Consider the following 18,787-nt stretch of genomic DNA (forward strand, 5'->3'; position numbering starts at 1 on the left):
TTAGACCTGCCTTCTATGCTTCCTGTATTTAAACTTTTTTGCGCACAACTGGTAACTGGCAACTCGCAACTAATTTTATTCATTCCTCAAACTCTCTACCGGGTTGGCTAATGCCGCTTTGATAGCTTGAAAACTGATGGTGAAAAAAGCGATGAGCAAGGCAAGAATAGCTGCCATAATAAATACCCACCACTCTAAATTCACGCGATAGGCAAAATCGTTTAACCAGCGGCTCATCACATACCACGTAATCGGAAATGAAACAAGAGCAGATATACCCACAAGGAACAAGAAATTGGTCGACAACAATTGGATAATACTCTTCGTGCTGGCTCCCAAGACTTTTCGTATACCAATTTCTTTTATGCGTTGTGTTATGGTAAAGGAGGATAGCCCAAATAATCCCAGACACGCAATGATAATAGCAATACAAGAAAAAACAGAGAATATAATTTGCTGTTGATGTTCTGCTTTATAGAGGTCGTCGAACCTATCGTCTAAAAAGGTATATTCAAAAGGTTTTTCAGGTAAATATTCTTCCCATGTTGTTTGAATATGCTGCAAGGCTTGCTGTATATTTCCTTTTATTTTGATGGATATCCGGCCGTAATCATTCTGCTCGAGAGCGTTAAATAAAACTAAGGGAATGATCCGTTGATGCAGCGATTCAAAATTGAAATCGTTCATCACTCCCGCAATTCGACCGGAACGGCCGCCATAGTTGAACGGCTTGCCTATTGCCTCTTCATTCGATTTCAAGCCTAATACGTTAACGGCGGTTTCATTGATGATGAACGATAAACTGTCTGTTCCATCGCTACGATTGAAGTTCCTACCCGCTTTAATAGGAATGGAATATGCGGGAATAAACCCTTCATCTGCTCGCACATATTTGATGTCAGCTTTGGTAGGGGCTAAGCCGTTGCCTATATCCATTTGAGCGGCTTGCGCATCGAGGAGTCTTCCTGAAGGAATGCGACTCGATCTACCAATTTCTTTGATTGTGGGATTAGTCAATAACGTCATTTTAAAAGAGGGAAAGCTGTTTTTCAATGCTTCATCATTTTCTAATATAACAATCTGTTCTTTATTAAACCCAAGACTTTTGTTTTGCATATAGTTTAACTGGCGAAATACGATAATCGTTCCGATAATAAGTGCGATAGATGTCGCAAATTGAAAGACTACCAATACTTTCCTTAAAGAGAGGGTTTTCTCTCCATTCTTTATAATTCCCTTAAGTACTTTAATAGGCTTAAATCCTGATAAAAATAATGCTGGGTATAAGCCCGACAATATCCCGGTAAGCACTGATAGTAAGGTTATTAGCGTTAGTACTTTTGGTTGGATCAATTGATAAAAGTCGATTTGTTTTCCTGATAGACTATTCAGTCCGGCTAAGGCTAATCCAGTTATTAGAAGGGAAATTAACGTGGCTAGTAAGCTGAGTAAAATACTTTCGCTTAAAAATTGATAAATAAGTTCGCGTTTTTCGGCGCCTACTACTTTGCGGATTCCAATCTCTTTCGCCCGGAGAGCAGACCGTGCTGTAGAGAGGTTCATATAGTTAATACAAGCAATCAGCAAGATAAAAGAACCAATGACCGTAAAGATATAGATACGCTTAATATCTCCATTTTCTTCCAGTTCCGAATCCTTATGGGAATGAAGATGAATATCATTTAAGTTTCGTAAAGAAAGAGCGCTCCACTGATGAGCTTTGATACTGTTTTCTTCAGCGATATGCCGGTCAAGGAAGGCAGGAAACTGTCTTTCCAGTTGTTTAGCGTCATAGTTCTTGGGTAATAAAATATAATCGTAAAAGGCATTGTTTCCCCAGTTGGTTCGTAGTGCTTCCTCTCCATAGATCGATTTATCCCTTAAGGTAGCGAAAGAAAGCATAACTTGAGGATGCCAATGGGATTGGTTAGGCAATGCCTTATATACACCGGTTACCGTGAAAACAAATTGATTATTCAGCTTGATAAGTTTATTTAGCGGATTTTCAGCACCAAAGTATTTACGGGCCATTTCTTCTGTTACTAACATCGAAAATGGCTCCGTTAAGGCATTGGCAGGGTTACCTTCGGTTAATTGAAAATCAAACACGTTAAATAGATTTTCATCGGCAAAATAGATTTCCGCTTCATTTAATCGCTTATCCTGGTATTGAAAAGTGGCGTTTCCTACTGGATATAGGCTGGTAATAACTTGTATTTCCTTAAAATCATTTTTCAATAAAGGAGCAATGGGCGGCGCTACTGAGCTCAGGGCTAAAGAGACGCTTTTGTCTTCTGGATTCAAAAACGTACGTTCAACCCTATAAATGCGTTCCGCATGCCTATTATAGCGGTCATAACTTAACTCATCAGAAACGTATAGCGCAATGAGCAGACAGCAGGTAATGCCTATACTTAAGCCGAATAAGTTGATAAAGGATATAAATTTATATCTTAACAAGTTGCGCCAGGCGATTTTGATATAATTCTTTAGCATTTTCGTTGTTTGTTAATCGTTATTAGTTGTTAGATCCGTTCGTTTGACACCATGCTTTTAACCAATTCTTGATAGGCAGGTCTACGAATAACCAGGAACTAATAACCAATAACTAAATTTATTCATTCCTTAAACTCTCTATTGGATTGGCTAATGCCGCCTTGATAGCTTGGAACCCTACGGTTAGTAAAGCAATAAACAATGCCATTGTTCCGGCAAGGGCAAACATCCACCATTGTATAGAAATCCGATATGCAAAATCTTCCAACCAGTGGCTCATACTCCACCAGGCGATAGGTGAGGCTACGAGGATGGAGATCGCTACCAAACGGATGAAATCGACCGAAATCATCTGGACAACTGAGGTTATTGAAGCGCCCAGCACCTTTCGAATTCCAATTTCTTTGGTTCGCTGTTGGCAACTGTAGCTGATTAAGCCGAATAATCCTAAACAGGCAATAAAGATGGCAAAAATAGCCGCTGCCATAAATAATTTGCCCGCCCGTTGCTCGGCCTGATATAGCTGGTTAAAATTATCATTTAAGAAAGAATAACTGAACGGCTGTCCGGCCATACCATCTATATCATGATATTGTTTTTCTATTTGATTTAGTAATGGAGTTAAATGGCTTGTTTTAACGCGGATGGCAAGATAGCTGGCTATATCGGTAAGCTTGAAAACCAGTGGGGGAATGGTGTTGTGTAAGGAACCCGTATTAAAATCTTTTACCACACCGATAATCTCGTATTTTCCCCCGCCTTCATAGAGCGACTTACGAATAGGGTTTCCAAAGGCCAGCAAGCGTGCCGCACTTTCGTTGATGAGCAGGGCTGCGGAATCGGCTACGTCGTTCGACAGGAAATTCCTGCCTTTTACAATTTCCATGCCCAATGTAGGGAGGTAATCGTGATCAATATCGAATTGGGCAATGCCCCTTACTCCTCCACTGCTTTTTGCTGCGTCCTTCGAAAAAATATGCGTATTTCGATTGAGATCAGTTGGTAGCGAAGAGGTGATACTAGCCGATTGCACGCCAGGAAGATTTTTTACCTGCTCTTTAAAAAGCGGAAGTTGCTTGTATAAAGAGCGGGCATTTTTGATGATTAAAACCTGATCTTTCTCATAGCCCAAACGCTTGTTTTGAATGTAATGCAACTGTGCTAAAATAACAGCGGTGCTAATCAGCAAAATGATAGCCGCCGCGAATTGAAAAACAACTAAAGCATTCCGAAGACCACTATTTTTTAGCCCTTGGGCTATCTTACCCTTTAACGTTTTCACCGGTTCAAAAGCAGAGAGAAAGAAAGCAGGGTAGATGCCAGACAAAAGGCCGATTAACAACGAAAAGCACAGCATCGTTGTTGGTAGCCACCAATTTTCAAGCGACAGGAAAATGATGTTTTTTCCGCTGATCTGGTTTAATGTCGGCAACAATAAACTCACCAGTATCGTAGCAATAATTGTCGCAATTAACGTCGTCAGAATCGATTCCGTTAAAAATTGGAGCATTAAATTTAGTCGGGATGAGCCAATCACTTTTCGTACTCCCACTTCTTTCGCCCTTCTGCTCGCACGGGCAGTGGCTAGATTTGTGAAATTAGCACAGGCAATTAAGATAATCAGAGTAGCAATGACTATAAATAAATTGACCGTCTGGCGATTTCCTGAGGGTTCTGCTTCATCCAATAGCGTCGAATTTAAATGGATATCCCGAATAGGCATGCTATTATAGCGGAAGTGTTCTTGTTTTGCCTCCAGTTCGGCAATACTGCTGCCGGTCATGGTTTTTAATGGGCCATCCATGTACTTCAGTGTTGCCTGCCTCAAATAAGTGTCTAGTTTTTTTTGAGATAAGCTCGGCTTTGTAAGGAGGTAGGTCACAAAGTTATCACTCATCCAGTTAGCATCGTGGCTTTCGGGATTTCCAGCCATCGCTTGTATGAAGTTAAAGCGTATATGTGATTGGGGAGGCATATCATCAATCACACCTACCACCTCATAATCGACTGTATTGTCCAAGTGAAGCACTTTGCCTACAACCTCAGTACTGTGAAAGTATTTGAGGGCCATCGATTTGGATAATACTACTGTATTGGGCTTTTGTAAACTGATCCGAGGATTTCCAGCTAATACCTTGAATGTAAAGATGTCAAAAAGTGCAGCATCTGCAAATACTTCATTTTCTTCAGTAAACGTGTCCAGAGTGCCCGGTTTCCTCACTAAAGCCTTTCTCGGCCCTTGCACACGAGCGTAATTTTCAATAGCTGGATACTCTTTTACTAATACCGAACCGAATTGTGCCGGTACTGTTCGCTCATGAAAGGTATTGCCGTTAACCATAAAATCGGCTTCGAGCCGGTAAATCCGGTCTGCTTTTTCATGATAACGGTCATAGCTCAGCTCGTCGATGATATATAGTGCAATGAGCATGCTCGCCGCTAAACCTAGTGCCAAGCCCACGGTATTGATAATCGTGTAAGTCCTATCTTTTAGCAAGTTGCGCCAGGCGATTTTGAGGTAATTCTTTAACATTTTTGTTGTTCGTTAATCGTTCTTGGATCCTTCGCTCTTCGCCGTAGCCAGATTTATAGTATCAAGTAGCAAGACATAAGTATCAAGACTTTCGTGTCATCCCAGTCGATGAATCTTAATCGGTTAGCCACACGCAATTACACGGCCAAATCAGAATTGAGCTTATTTGATGCAAAAATTGAGTCTTGCTTGGAATGTGCTGTACGGAAACGGACATATTTTTGTCCGTTTCCGTACAGCAGGAATAAACCAACAATGCGATTGTGGTGGGTTTGGGTTCTTAAAGTGTATGTTAAGGGTTATTGTCTTTAAACACGTAAGGCTTTATTCGAAGACTTTATAGCGGTAATGCCATAATTATCAACTTGTTTTTGAGGGGCAGGTAGCATCTTTCGTAGCCGGACTACGGGCAATACTTTTGGTTCTGTCCGGTTCTCTATCGCTTGGAGTTGTGTAATCCCGCAACCATATTTTACGAGATCTTTTAATTGATCAAAGGCATCTAAAAGAATGGATTTTTGCCGATAACCAGACAACAGCGTACCGCCTAGAAAATATTCAGGGTGATGTTGATGGTTACTGTAAACCATGCACGCTCCAATAATTTTGGATGGTTCTGCCTGAAGCCGGATGGTGTAGGCACATTTGGTAAGCCATAATAACCGTTGAGTAAAAAGCTGTGGACCTTCTCCGGCAACGAACATTTTTTTGAAATAGTCACCATACATCGTAGGATACGTGTGCAGCGAAAGGAGTTCATCGGCATCCTTTATGGTTAATTTTTTTAAAAAAGTACGCAGGGTGTTTGCCGTTTTCATGATTTTGAATTTTTATGTCCGATAATTTGCTCTAGAAGCCGAGGCCCTCTATTATACTCAGCAATTGGTGATTACCTATTTTTTGCTGATGATGTAAAGTTACGCTGGTTTTTTGTTGGAGATGGTGATAAGGGGCAGACCTAAAAGTGATATCGGGCACATTGAGGTATTTCTCTTAAATTATTTTACCTCATATGTCAGAAACGTGTCTGGAGAGCTTGTTAAAAAATTATAAATACTATTTATAAGCATTTTAATATGCTTTTTAGCAACGTATTTGTATGTTTGTAATATCGATTCAACTAAACCAAATAGATGATATATGAAAAGAAAAGTATTCCTAAAACTATCTGATGATGTTATTTTGACCAGTGAGCTGCTAAACATCTCGTTAAAAAAACACTGGAAACAATTATTAAAAGCGTCAAAATTTATGACTTCATAAGCCAAAATGTGAATGCTAAAAGATATCGGAGGAAAGAAATCTTCAAACGTTTTTTGTATACCAAAGGTGTTAATGGCGAACGTATAATACGGAAGATGAGTCATTACAATGATTATATACCTTGTATCCAGGCACTGGTTAGAATTGAGTCAGGAGTTAAGTGTTTAGAATATAAAGCAACGGTGAAGGCTTGGTTTCAGGAAGGTACACGGCAGATTTCAGAAGTTAGTAGAAGCTGTTCATTTAATTCATATTCGTGATGTTTAGTGTATCCTGATGGTAGTTTTGGTAAATTGCCCTCAACCAAATTTTAAAATTATGGCGAAGAATAAAAAGATTAATGTACAAGGAATGGAAATTTCTGTTTTATCTATTGGGAACAAGGAATATATATCACTAACGGACATGTTGATTTGGGTATTTGGGAATCAGCGAATAATGTCACTTTTAAATATGGAGAATTCTCCATATTTAAAAGTGCTGTCGGCCTGAATAATTATAAAATCAGTGTTAAGGAATGGGTTGAAAAAACAAATGCAATTGGACTTAAAGCTACCGCAGGCCGATGCGGAGGAACATATGCTCTTCCTGATATAGCATTTGAGTTGGTATGTGGATAGCCCCGCATTCAAAATCTATCCCATTAAAGAATTTCAACGCTACTCAAATTTTATAACTGTCAAAATACATCTTGATTACTTTCTTGGTTTTTTACAATCTCGGAATCGTATTCCGAGATTGTAAAAAATGGTTATATTATGGAAAGCATCAACGCTTTGTTGATACAACAAAGGACTATCTTCAAAAGAACGTTTATTGCAGTTAAATAAGGTTGCTATTACACAAATGAAATCATTGTTGGCTAATAATGTTCAACGGAAATTGTAGTTCGGTGTAAAACCTTATCTTTGCGTCATTTAAGAAAAAGATACGCATGAATGATAAACTAGCAGCTAGAAGTGGCGGTAAATGTGAATTAAGTGGTGATAACGGCGAACTGGTCGTTTATTCAGTAGGACCTGAAAACTATGGCGCTAAAGAAATCAACATCGCAAAAAAGCTGGCAGACCAGTTAAGTGGTGTAGAACCATTCGCAGCAGATGATTGGCGCTTTCTGCCAGAAGCCATGTGGAGTGAAGTACCGGCGGTACAAGTATTGTCTTGGCGCTTGCTCAATCATTTGAAAAATGAAAGCTGGGCAGCGGATGCTTTGGATATTATTTACCTTGATGATGAACGCTTAGCATGGGCAAAGGCTGCACCGTTGGAATTAGGAACTAACGAAACCTTAGAACAGCATAAAGATGCCAATGGTAATATCCTTCAACATGGCGATTCAGTAGTGCTCACGAAAACATTAGATGTGAAAGGGAGTTCCATTTCAGCTAAACTAGGAACGGTTGTTCGGAACATTCGTTTAGTAGAAGGTAACCCAGAGCAAATTGAAGGACGAGTGGAAGGCCAGCTTATTGTGATTCTTACGAAATACTTACGGAAGCAATAATAGAAAGGGATACGGCAGCGTAAAAACCGGCGCATATCCCTCAAAATAGGATGTGTGCATAATACGGTAGCCGTGGTCTATACTGCTACAGAATTGCTTGGAATAACCGCAGAGGTATCATCTGCTGTATAATCCGAATGTTCACTTGGTATAGGCTGACTTTGCAGTATCATGTTCTCGAGGGTTATCAAGTTGTTTTCACAGCACTCCTTGGCTATGGTCTGAAAGCGATCATAACAAGCCATGGCCGTCTTCAGTTCCGTATCACTCGGAGCAGCTTCTTTTTTATACCGAACCGCATGAAGGCTGTTGCTAATTGATTTTAGTATTGACGGCGAAACAGAAACACCATCTACTGTAAAGCAATCGGCCAATTTCGGAGATATAAGCTTGGTAACCTGAAGCAGGAAGGGAATGTTACACTGATCGGCATGATAGCCGAGGCATGCATAGATTAGGCCTATGCAAAGCTGTTCCATGCTTTGCGAAATTAAAAACAGCGTGATGTGCGTGTCCTTCCTTTGCTCTAGGGAAAGTTGGGCACAGTTAAGAAACGTTTCGGCTTTGTATTTTCTGTAGTTCCACGCTGCACGGGCCTTATCCAGGGTTTGTACCCAATCTGCCGAAGGAATTCCCAGCTTATCGGTTTTGGAGTCGCGGTATAAAGTCGAACCATTCGTTAAGGTCTGTATAAAAAAGCGATTTTTCTTTTCTAAAGCTCTGCTAGCATGGGTTACACTTGTTAAGATAACAGTAACCCGAAGCTGAGGATGATCAATGCTGTGGCTTTTTGCTACGCCATTCTGCATGCTGATGCCCAAAACAAAGCAGTGTACATTTTTTGTTTGCGGCGCGGATGTCTCCGGCAGGTAGGTGAGCAGCTTATTGGTATTATTCGCTTCTAGCCCAATTAATAACAGCTGCTGTAAAGACTCCCTTTTGATCAGGTTCGTGCAAATGGTAGTGAATGCCTGTGTCTGCTCCGCATGGAGATGGGAGAGTAACTTTTTCGGTAATGAAACTTGAATGGACTTAATTGCATTTGCAGGTGCGTAAACTTCAGTTAGGGCTTCATCCTCAGCATGCCGGATCATTTCATCCAGCTCGGCCATACAATCTTGCACATATTGCGTACACCAAGTCAAGATCGGTAGCAGCTTGGATGTCAGTTGTTCCAGTTCTTCTGGGTCGACTTCAAAATTTCGCTGATAGCGAACTGCTGTGTAGGATTGATCGATAAGTTTAAGAAGCCGGTAGAAGTAAGGTTCCTCCTTATCAAACAACTTGCTACATTCAGGAAGGTATTGACTAGTTAGCTTTAAATGGTCTTGCAAACTATGAGACGGGCGATCCCGTTTAAAAACAGCATTTTCCATACCTCGGAAAGTAAGTTCAGCGGCCTGATGTAACATGAAAAGCGCTTGTGAAAAATTACCTTTGCTCCGGTAAAACTCCATACCTTCCAAAAAATCCTCTTGTTTGGCTTTTGCCTTTTCATAATGCTCTTGCGCCTTAGTCCGAATGCTTTCCAGCTCTTTTCGTGTTGGGCTTGGTAATGGTTTCTTGCCTATAATGAGCTTTTGATGAGGTTGGCGGCAAGCTAATACATAATACAAGGCGCCATGCTGAATGGCGGTCTTCAGTTCTCCGTAAGGAATCAGGCGAAAACGATGCTTCGGCGTTTCAGCAAGACACAGTTCAGCCATAGGTTCTAGTGTTTTTGCAGATACTTGGCATTTCGAATCAATCACGACGAGTAATCGTGACTGTGCGATGCCCTGAAAGCGATAGGAAAATTCATATACACTGTCTAAGGGCATCTTTTCGGCCAGTTTTTCTAAAATAGATTGAAGTATTTCCATATAGATAAAAATTTAGTGCTCCTATTGAATAGAAAATCGTATTTTATTCCTTTCTTTTTGTAAAGAATATCTTTACAATTTTAAAGAATTATTTTCAATATTCAAAAACAATGTACAGAATTTCTGTATATTTTGAATATTTGCCTGAACGTATTCTTAAAGAAAAATTCCTATGACCCCTCTTGGTGAGTATTTAGCTAAAAAATCGGTTAACAAATCAATGGTAGCACGGCGGACCGGATTAAGTAAACCGCGAATTAGTGAATTATCCTTAAATCCTACAGCCAAACTACGGGCGGATGAATTAGTATTGATTGCTAAAGCTATTGATGTAGACCCTTGTGCAATGTTGCTAACCTTGTTCGGAGATTTGGAGTTAAAAGAGGATTAGTACATAGTTTTTCAATGTAAACGTTTAATTGGAGGCTTATGGTGATCCCTGCTACTACTGAAGATAAGGCCCTCGTGATAAAAATTTTGGCTGATGCTTTCCAAGAAAATAAAAGTGTTAATTATTTGGTAAAGCAAGATCGGAAGAGACAACAGCGACTGGAATACCTGATGGATTATTCTTTTGATCTCTGTTGGCGATTTGGGAAAGTTTTTTTAAACAAAGATAAAACAGCGGTGGCACTTCTTTTATATCCTGATCAAAAGCGTGTGGACTTGAAAACCCTATTGCTGGATTTAAAACTCGTCCTACGTACTATAGGATTACGGAAGGTGAAAAAGGCACTTCATAGAGAAGCACGAATTAAAGCTCAATATCCATCAAAAGAAATTTGTTACCTATGGTTTATAGGCGTTGAAAGTAAAGCGCGACAAAAAGGGAAAGGATCGGAAATGCTTCGTTTGGTCATAGAAGAAGCTAAAAAACAAGATAAATCCATATATTTAGAAACTTCCACACGTAAGAATATCCTTTGGTATGAACGGCATGGATTCCACATTTTTAAAACGCTCGATTTCGGATACTCCTTATACCTATTAAAACACGAATCGACAATACCGGGAACTATTCGTTCCTCAATGATTTCACCGGATTAGCCAATGCCGCCCGAATGGCATGAAAACTAACCGTGATACCGGCAATGCTGATAGCCGTTATACCCGCCGAAACGAAAATCCAGCTATTTAATTCCATGCGGTAAGCAAAATCAGTTAACCAATCATTACCCAGCCACCAAGCTAAGGGGCAGGCAATTAAGAAAGCAACAGCCACAAGGACTAAAAATTGCTTGGAAATAAGGACGACAATATCCGGTATATTGGCTCCTAAGACTTTTCGTATGCCAATCTCCTTGGTTCGCTGAATGGTGGTAAAAGCGGCTAATGCAAACAAACCTAGACAGGCTAAAGTAATGGCAATTCCTGAAAAAATGGAAAATAAGCCCGCAATGCGTTCTTCCGTTTTGTAGAGTGATTGGAAGTCGTCATCCATAAAATGATAATCAAATGTCCGGTGTCCAACGCGGGCCTTCCACGCTTTTTCCAAAGAGGCGAGTGTTGCAGCTAAGTTGTCGCTTTTTACTTTAACAAAAAGCTGTTTAACCATTGAAGTATCTGGAAAAATCAGGAGTGGACCGATGGGGGTATGCAGTGACGAAAAATGAAAGTCTTTAACTACGCCGACTACAGGACCTGGGGTGTTCTTTGCAATAATTTGTCCAAGAGCTTTTTCGGGTGTCCATCCCAAGTCGCTTACCGCTTTTTCATTTAATATATACGACATTTGATAGGAAGAACCCTGGGCAGCCGTATCTTCTGTCATGAAATCGGCGGATGTAAAATCTCTGCCTGCCACCAAAGTCATACCCATGGTTTTGAGGTAATCAACATCTACGGGAGTGGCATTTAGCGAAAGATTTTTAGGCCCGGTACCATCATCAGCTTGAATACCATCACCCCAACCGATATCGGTAGGGTCTTCGTAAGCACCGGTAACACTTAATACATGCGGATCCGCTTTAAATGCCTGTTTCAATTGCTCATATACCCCATGTGTCTTACGATCGATAGGCAACACGAGTATATGGGAACGATCGTAACCTAAATGCTTATTTTGGATATAATGAATTTGCTTTAATACAATCAGGGTTGTTGCTAATAGAAAAATAGCAATGGTAAATTGCAGAACGATTAAGCCCTTACGCATTAATCCTCCCGAATGCGTTAGCTGTAAGCCAGATTTGAGTTTGGTAACCAAACGCTTGCTGCTCAAAATAACAGCTGGATAAGCCCCGGCAAGTAAGCTAATAGCTAAACTGAGTAAGATCGTAGCCAGCAAAAACCATGGGCGGAACAACAGCCCATAAGAAAAGGTTTTCCCTGTTATGTTATTGAATAAAGGTAACAAAGCCGCACAGATCATAAAACCTAAAACTAAAGCAAGCGAGGTAACCAAAACAGATTCGCTCAAAAACTGCCTAAGCAATTGTTGTTTACCGGCGCCCATCACTTGACGAATGCCGATTTCGGTCCCTCGGTTGGCTGATTGGGCGACGCTTAAATTCGTGTAATTGACGCAAGCAATCAGTAGGATTAGGAAGGCAACGATGCTTAGTACATAGATATAGGTCATATTGCCATTAGACTCTAGTCCTGCCAAATTAGAATGCAAATGCACGGATTTAAGAGGCTCTAAGCGCATGGTCCAATAATCGTCTGCAGAAAGCCCCAACTCTTCACGGGTTACTGTTGGTATAACAGATGAGATGGAGCGGGATAGCGGAGCAATTTGATTGGCGTTTTGCAGGAGGAGGTAAGTAATGTAATTTGCTGTGTGCCATACCTCTGTTTTGGAGGCTTCCAAACTGCTAAACGAGATAATTAAGTCGTATTGAATCTGTGAATTGAGTGGTGCATCTTCGGCAACTCCCGTTACTTCATAGCGCTCCGTTCCACCGTTCAGCCTGAAGGGTTGGTGCCCTTTTTGAGTAATACGTAGGAGGTTAGAAATCGGTCTTCCCAACTTGTTGTCATCTGGCGAAAATAGGGCGTGTTTGCGTATAACCATTGCATGGGCATTAATGCGGTAAATTGTAGGGAAGATGCCCCCGGAAGGGGTTTCAATATACCCCCTACTTTTAAGCGTAAAGAGTCATTCCACGCAATTTCTTTTCCAACGGGATTGATATTTCCAAAAATACGTAAAGCTAATTCAGCAGAAAGTACGATGCTATTTTGGTCGGCTAAAGCGGTATTTATGTTTCCGTAACGCAAGGGAAAAGAGAACATGGACAGAAAGTCGGGATCGACAAAGTCAGGTGTAACAGACCATGTTCCTTGTCCGTAGCCCAAAAGGTAAGTATCCCAAGTTAAGGTACGGGTATAAGCTTCGATTTCCGGAAAATCGGCTTTGAGTCTCTCTACTACAGGATATACCGTACCTGGCGATAAGGGATTTTTATGATCACCTTGTTCCAGGCCAAATAAACGATCCCCTTTTTGATGAAAGTTGTCGAACGTTACCAGCTTATTAACCAATAATAGCATACCGATGACGCTCGTGAGGCACAGCGTGAGCGAAAGAATGTTGATAGTGGTGAAAAGCCTATGTTTCCATAAAGATCGGGCGAGCGTTTTAAATGGTCTTAACATGTCGTTCTTGGTGTTAAATCCGGTATTTTAGGTTTTATACGAGTATCATCACACGAATCACGCCAAAGCCAAGACGTTTGTTTGCTGACTGTTTTGGAGGGTGCTCAATCAATTAGTGTTCGATACCGAACAGTTTTTTGTTCGGAAATGAACAGTTTGTAGGAGTTGGAATCGAGATAAGGTAAGAACTTAAAACAGTTAATTTATCACTTGAAAATGAAGCTTACCTTTTTTGTGGTCGATGGCTGATAAAGTTCGCTTTCAGCTTTTCGATATCCAGTTGTTCTATTTCGTCTAAACGCAGGAGCCAAGCTCTTTCACCGAGTAAAGGAACATGTTTTTTGGGTTCTGCTAAATCAAAGGCTTTGATCTTTTTAGTTAGCGTTAAAGGAGCTTTGGCTACAGCTAGCTGTGGTGTATGGAACAGGAACTGAAAAGTAAACAAAGGCCAGTTCCCTACTTCGCCAATATGTTCATGGTGGATTGGCTGAGTACTGTTGGGGTGGATAATACCAGCATATAGACCACTCGTCTTTCCGGCTTTTTCGATGCCCATACTGGTTAGTAGACTAAAGGATGTTTCATTCACTAAGTGAAAGGTACCTCGAGGTTGCTTCTGATCGCCCGTAATGGCCAAAAAAATACCCTCGGTTATAAAAGGGCTGCTTGCTACCGCAAGTACTTTAACTTCTTCATCAAAATCAACATCCCGTCGATTTTGCTGGCCATACACCTTCGTTATTTTGGATAGTTGCACAGGGATTTCAAACCCGTCTTCTCCAGTTACACCGACTAATTCATCATTGATTATTTTTGTAATATGTCCTTCGAAGTCTTCTTCAACGAAACGGACAAAATCACCTAACCGATAAGCCATTTTTTATTTTACTGTTTTAATACCTATGAGATATACCTTATTTTTAATACTCCCCTGCGTTTGTCAACTAGGCTTAGCAAGAATTAGGGTTTCGTTGAAATCAACAAGCTGCGAACATCTACTTCTAATGCTTCTGCGATTTCAAATAACGATTCTACCGTGGGTTGCATTTTGTTGGTGCTCCATTTTGAAACCGTATTAATATTACGATCTAGTGTTTCGGCCAACCATTTATTGGTTTTCCCCTGTTCGGCTAAGACAGCCTTAATACGATTGTAAACTTTTTTATCCATATACGTTGTCAAAGCAGATTAATGGGACAATATAGGCAAAAGAAAGTGAAAAGCAAAAAGCTAAAAAACCTCATCTAGACCGATCTGGAATCCTGAAAAATCTTTGCTTCTACCGTAGTCGATGGCGATGTTCGTGCCAGAGCCCTTATTGAATTTGATACGTAAGCCGCCCCCATAAGCCTGATTCCAATCTTTGAACAACTGACTTTTAGGTCCAGATACGGTATTGGTATTGGTAAATAACACAAAACCCAATAAGCCATTTTGTGTAATATCGCGGCGATATTCGGCTTCCAGATAAAAAAGATGCCTGCCGCGAAAACGATTTTGGTCGAAACCCCGCCCAGATCGATTATAGACGTCCCAACCAATGCTAGGTAAGTCGAGATAAGGTATTTTTCGATTTAAGACAGACCAATAATAGCCCCATATGCCTAACATATTTTGCCGATTCGGATCTTTGGTGAAACGTAGGTATCGCCTTACATCTAGATATACCGAACTCCAGGAATGGTCATTTCCCATAAAATGGGGGTTTAAACGGTATTGAAAATACATATAATAACCGTCTATTGGGTTAATGGAATTGGAGCGAGTGTCAAACAGCACATTCATGCTTAATCCGGATGATAGGCTACGACCAAAATCATCAGTACCGTACGGATATTGGGTATAGTCGCGTAGTAAAATCCCATCTTTATCTGCGTCAATGTTTACCCGATAATCGAGGTTATAACCAATTCCCGCAAATAAGGCATCGTTTATCTTACGGAGTGCATGTTGATAAAAACGAAAATAAGTGTAATCGACTAGCAGTTTGTCGTCATCGTCGTGCTGCCGGCCTAGTCCCCAAGTGTACTGGGGATACTTCATTAAACGGGTATCGCCAATGATGACCCATTCATTGTTTTTTAACCATATATACGAACGGACAGGAAGACCGAAGCGACCTTTAAAGTTGGTGTAGGGGGTAAAAGTTACCCTAGACATGTGGGTTGTTTTCCGATTTCCAGTATAAAATCCAGCAGTGGTGGATGTAATAAGGGCTTGTCCACCTCCTGGTACGGTGGTTGAAAAAGGAAGAAAGGAAAAATAAATAGATTTACCGCTACTGTCTGGGCCCTTTGGAGGTTCAATATTTAAGATGTCCTTAGCAATGTCAATTAAATCCCGTTGCTTGGTTGTATCAGCCTTAGATCGCGAAGGTTCAAGCTCATAACCAGGGCGTTGAGCTCGTATAATACCGGTGCTGATGAGAAAAATAAATACGAATGAAATAAATTTAGCATAGGGTATTCTCTTGCCGAAGCATAAAAAGCGGTTTCTTGTGTGAGCCTTTCCCATCTATTAATCATTAAAAAGCGGTGGTTCTTTCTCAAACATAAATTATTTTATGTAGATAATAAAGTCATTTAACAGTTTTTGTACAAGCTATCTCGAAGTAGCTGCCGGTTCTAAATAAGTAAAAGCCAGCTGTTACAACAACAAGAAGAGGTATGTTTAGGTTTTAGTTGTAGTTGTCAAACCTGTTTTTTAGTACAATATATTGATTTATAATTAAATACGCCAAATAACAGGATGTAAATTTAAGATTTTATTTTGCATGTGATCTCACATCTTCTTCGGTATTGTTCTAGATGCTAACATAGCATTAACTTACTTGCTCCTAGTAAGATTGAAATTAGGTGAATGATCATCGGAAAGTACTGCGGTTGAGATGGCTGGTGTTTAAGTCCCTTTGGGTAATTTACCGATCGTCGTAAAAATCGTCGTAAAAATTTAAATGAAATTTTAGGAGAATCCCTGATTTCCGTTATGGTGAATATGGTTTGAACCGTGTATTTTTGGCCGCTAAAAGAACGCTATAATGAAGGTATATATACGAAAATCGATAATGATTATTACTTGTTCGTGGATAGTATTTGCTGGTTGCCTTGGGGCACAAGCTCAGCAGATCAACAAGGTTAAAGCGTGGAAGGTTCATTATGAAATGACCTTTGATTTACCTCAGAAAAATGTTAATGAACTATCAGAAGAAGACAAACGTATGATGGCCCTGATGGAGCTGGGCAAGGCCATGAGTGGAGCGGATGAAGAAAAACCCTTATTGGAAGCCTACATAAGCGATAAACATATACGTGTGGAGCAAGGCGGAATATTTAGCACCATACAGGTGAGCAATTTGAACGATAGTACCTCTTATCGCTTGGACACCGCGTCTAAAGTCGCTTATCGTATCCCTTTGGCAAGTCCGAAGATTAGCAGTGAAATGGTTGGTGATAGTTTAGTTGTAACGTCTACGGCAGATAGAAAAATCCATTTAACAGAGGATACCATGACCATTGCGGGTTATGTTTGCAAAAAAGCAATTATGGAAGTTGCAGTCGGAGAGGAGGCACCACAGATAACCATCTGGTATGCAGAAAACCTACCTAAACTATTTTGGGGCGAATATGATTATTTAGAGGATATTCCAGGATTGACCATGAAGGTCTCTACTAAAGCAAACGGTATGGATGTCGGAATTAAGGTGGGATCGGTAAAAGAAACGCTAGTAGACAACCAGATTTTTGAGATTCCCAGCGATTATACGGTAGAAGAGGATGCGTTTGCTATGGAGGATATGGTGGCCGATTCGGTTTCGACAACAGGAACGGCCGAAGAGGCAGATGAAGAAGACTTTGAGTTGGATACTGGGTTTCATTGGACAGACGATGGTGAGCTATGGGGAGTGGAAGATGATGCAGGAAATGTCTTGATAGAACCCCGTTACCACGATCGTTATACCTATCATTATGGTTTAGCAGCGGTATCACGTGATAGCTTGTATGGTATCATTGATAAAAAAGGGCGGGAGTTAATTCCTGTGCAATATGAACATCTTGCTGCGGCTTCAGAAGATCGGATTTGGGCAATGAAGGGGAATCTATATGGCCTAATCGATACCACGAACCGTATCTTGGCGCCACCAAGGTATCAATCGGCTTCTGTGTTTGCTGAAGGGCTTGCCGCCGTAGAGAAAGACGGTAAATATGGATTTGTTAATGAAGCAGGAGAGGAGGTCATCCCATGCGCATACGATACGGTAGGCGATTTTGTGTATGGAACAGCCTGGGTACAGCAAGGAGCCGATTCTTTCTATATTGATAAAAAAGGAAGTAAGGTTCAGTAAGTGTTCGTTTAGGCCCCTCTTCCGGGGTCTTTTTAATAATTGATTGCCGTATCAATCACCTGCAAAAGGGTTGCTAAGTCTGCTTCCGTATTAAAGAAATGAAAGCCTACACGTACCCCACTGCCTCTGCGAACACAGATGATCTGTTGTTCTTGTAGTTGTTGATAACACGTTTCACTAAGGTCAAGATTAAATATGGTTGCATGTTGTTTGCGTTTTACCACTGCTTCTGTGAGCAACCCCCGTTCGGTAAAAGCGATCTTCGCGGCTATTGATAAACGATGGTTGATGTCTGTTATCGTTTGTATACCAGTTTTTTGTAAGAGAAGAATAGCCTGTTTTAACGTACCAAATACCAAAGTATCCTGATGCCCTGGTTCGAAATATAAGGAAAACGGATCTTTTTCTCGTAGGAACGAAGCGGATGGAGTGTTAGTGGAATGGACATGATGCAGCCTTGCCTTTGCTTGCTCCTGCAGCAATAAAAATCCGCTTCCATAGCCCGCCATCATCCATTTGTAGCCGCTAGATGCTAAAAGATCTAAGCCAGAAGCTTTGAAGTCGAAGACTTCTGTTCCGCAATATTGTGTACCATCGGCAAGCAAGAGCATATCCGGATATTTTTCTTTAAGATGCTTAAGAAATTTAAAATCGATCTTGATACCACTGATATATTGCACTAAGCTGAAAGCAAAAACCGTCGGTTTAAAAGTTTCTATTTTCCGGAGGATGTCATCTTCCATAGATGCGCTTACAGATACATAAGCATAGGGAAACGCCAATCGTTCTATGGGATAGTTAACGGAAGGATAATCTTCCTGAAGTAATAAGATCCGCTCAGCAGAAGCTAAACCTTGTAAAAAGGTATTGAAGCCAAAAGAGAAATTAGGTAATAAAAAGGTGTTTTGGGCATCGGCATGAAAAAAATTGGCAACAGTACGTTTGACGTCTACTAGAAATTCCTCAAAATGACCCCTAAACGCGTATCCTTGCTGCAAAAACGCCTCATCATGTTGTCTACGCCAATGGAGAATATCTTTGGCCAGTAAACAGGATGTGGCGGTATTTAAGTAAGTGCTGTTTTTTAACGCGGGAAATTGATCTTGAATCTGCATAGGTTCAAAGCTATTTTTTTCTATGCAGATTCAAGATCATGCAAAAGTCATTAATTAAAGTCAGGCATCCTA

14 protein-coding genes are annotated in these 18,787 nt (G+C 40.6%); 4 read left to right on the forward strand and 10 right to left on the reverse strand.

The genetic code is table 11. The features are described 5' to 3' along the window. Nucleotides 1–75 precede the first annotated feature (75 nt). From ABD930_RS18045 to ABD930_RS18055, 3 genes are all read right to left on the reverse strand, one after another. Complete coding sequence (locus ABD930_RS18045) at nucleotides 76–2,496, reverse strand: ABC transporter permease (protein ID WP_345233842.1); 2,421 nt, start codon at nucleotides 2,494–2,496, stop codon at nucleotides 76–78. Between the two features lie 118 nt (nucleotides 2,497–2,614). After that, the gene (locus ABD930_RS18050; RefSeq protein ID WP_345233844.1) at nucleotides 2,615–5,029 is read right to left on the reverse strand and encodes an ABC transporter permease; all 2,415 of its coding nucleotides are present in this window, start codon (nucleotides 5,027–5,029) and stop codon (nucleotides 2,615–2,617) included. A gap of 308 nt (nucleotides 5,030–5,337) precedes the next feature. Next, nucleotides 5,338–5,847, reverse strand: coding sequence for a hypothetical protein (locus ABD930_RS18055; RefSeq protein WP_345233846.1), 510 nt, complete (start codon nucleotides 5,845–5,847; stop codon nucleotides 5,338–5,340). Nucleotides 5,848–7,226: 1,379 nt separating this feature from the next. Between ABD930_RS18055 and ABD930_RS18060 the strand changes: the two genes are divergently transcribed. Next, on the forward strand, nucleotides 7,227–7,796 hold the full coding sequence (locus ABD930_RS18060; RefSeq protein WP_345233848.1) for a PhnA domain-containing protein: 570 nt from the start codon (nucleotides 7,227–7,229) through the stop codon (nucleotides 7,794–7,796). Between the two features lie 77 nt (nucleotides 7,797–7,873). Here ABD930_RS18060 and ABD930_RS18065 read toward each other — a convergent pair whose 3' ends face one another. After that, a complete protein-coding gene (locus ABD930_RS18065) occupies nucleotides 7,874–9,658 on the reverse strand; it encodes a HEPN domain-containing protein (RefSeq protein WP_345233850.1) in 1,785 nt (594 codons plus the stop codon). A 172-nt stretch (nucleotides 9,659–9,830) separates the two neighbouring features. Here ABD930_RS18065 and ABD930_RS18070 point away from each other — a divergent pair, with 172 nt between their 5' ends. Continuing rightward, entirely contained in the window at nucleotides 9,831–10,049 is a 219-nt protein-coding gene (locus ABD930_RS18070; RefSeq protein WP_345233852.1) for a helix-turn-helix domain-containing protein, read from the forward strand. 38 nt (nucleotides 10,050–10,087) lie between these two features. After that, complete coding sequence (locus tag ABD930_RS18075; RefSeq protein ID WP_345233854.1) at nucleotides 10,088–10,705, forward strand: GNAT family N-acetyltransferase; 618 nt, start codon at nucleotides 10,088–10,090, stop codon at nucleotides 10,703–10,705. On the opposite strand, the gene ABD930_RS18080 is transcribed toward ABD930_RS18075, so the two are convergent. The 5 genes from ABD930_RS18080 to ABD930_RS18100 all read right to left on the reverse strand — a co-directional run bounded on the left by ABD930_RS18080 (nucleotide 10,674) and on the right by ABD930_RS18100 (nucleotide 15,772). Next, nucleotides 10,674–12,674 carry an FtsX-like permease family protein gene (locus tag ABD930_RS18080; RefSeq protein WP_345233856.1) on the reverse strand — a complete coding sequence of 667 codons (2,001 nt, stop codon included), beginning with the start codon at nucleotides 12,672–12,674 and terminating at the stop codon, nucleotides 10,674–10,676. The two genes, ABD930_RS18075 and ABD930_RS18080, sit on opposite strands and share 32 nt — an antisense overlap. Beyond that, complete coding sequence (locus ABD930_RS18085) at nucleotides 12,566–13,258, reverse strand: ABC transporter permease (protein ID WP_345233858.1); 693 nt, start codon at nucleotides 13,256–13,258, stop codon at nucleotides 12,566–12,568. Before ABD930_RS18085 ends, ABD930_RS18080 begins: the two co-directional genes overlap by 109 nt. A 223-nt stretch (nucleotides 13,259–13,481) precedes the next feature. Further along, nucleotides 13,482–14,135 (reverse strand): hypothetical protein, encoded by a 654-nt coding sequence (locus ABD930_RS18090; RefSeq protein WP_345233860.1) that lies wholly within the window; start codon nucleotides 14,133–14,135, stop codon nucleotides 13,482–13,484. Nucleotides 14,136–14,218: 83 nt separating this feature from the next. Beyond that, nucleotides 14,219–14,428 carry a helix-turn-helix transcriptional regulator gene (locus tag ABD930_RS18095; RefSeq protein WP_345233862.1) on the reverse strand — a complete coding sequence of 70 codons (210 nt, stop codon included), beginning with the start codon at nucleotides 14,426–14,428 and terminating at the stop codon, nucleotides 14,219–14,221. Nucleotides 14,429–14,488: 60 nt separating this feature from the next. Beyond that, complete coding sequence (locus tag ABD930_RS18100) at nucleotides 14,489–15,772, reverse strand: BamA/TamA family outer membrane protein (RefSeq protein ID WP_345233864.1); 1,284 nt, start codon at nucleotides 15,770–15,772, stop codon at nucleotides 14,489–14,491. 523 nt (nucleotides 15,773–16,295) lie between these two features. Here ABD930_RS18100 and ABD930_RS18105 point away from each other — a divergent pair. After that, on the forward strand, nucleotides 16,296–17,600 hold the full coding sequence (locus ABD930_RS18105) for a WG repeat-containing protein (RefSeq protein WP_345233866.1): 1,305 nt from the start codon (nucleotides 16,296–16,298) through the stop codon (nucleotides 17,598–17,600). A 32-nt stretch (nucleotides 17,601–17,632) separates the two neighbouring features. Here ABD930_RS18105 and ABD930_RS18110 read toward each other — a convergent pair whose 3' ends face one another. Further along, entirely contained in the window at nucleotides 17,633–18,715 is a 1,083-nt protein-coding gene (locus tag ABD930_RS18110) for an aminotransferase class V-fold PLP-dependent enzyme (protein ID WP_345233868.1), read from the reverse strand. Nucleotides 18,716–18,787: the final 72 nt, after the last annotated feature.

This window comes from Olivibacter ginsenosidimutans (genome assembly GCF_039542865.1).
Lineage (GTDB): Bacteria > Bacteroidota > Bacteroidia > Sphingobacteriales > Sphingobacteriaceae > Olivibacter > Olivibacter ginsenosidimutans.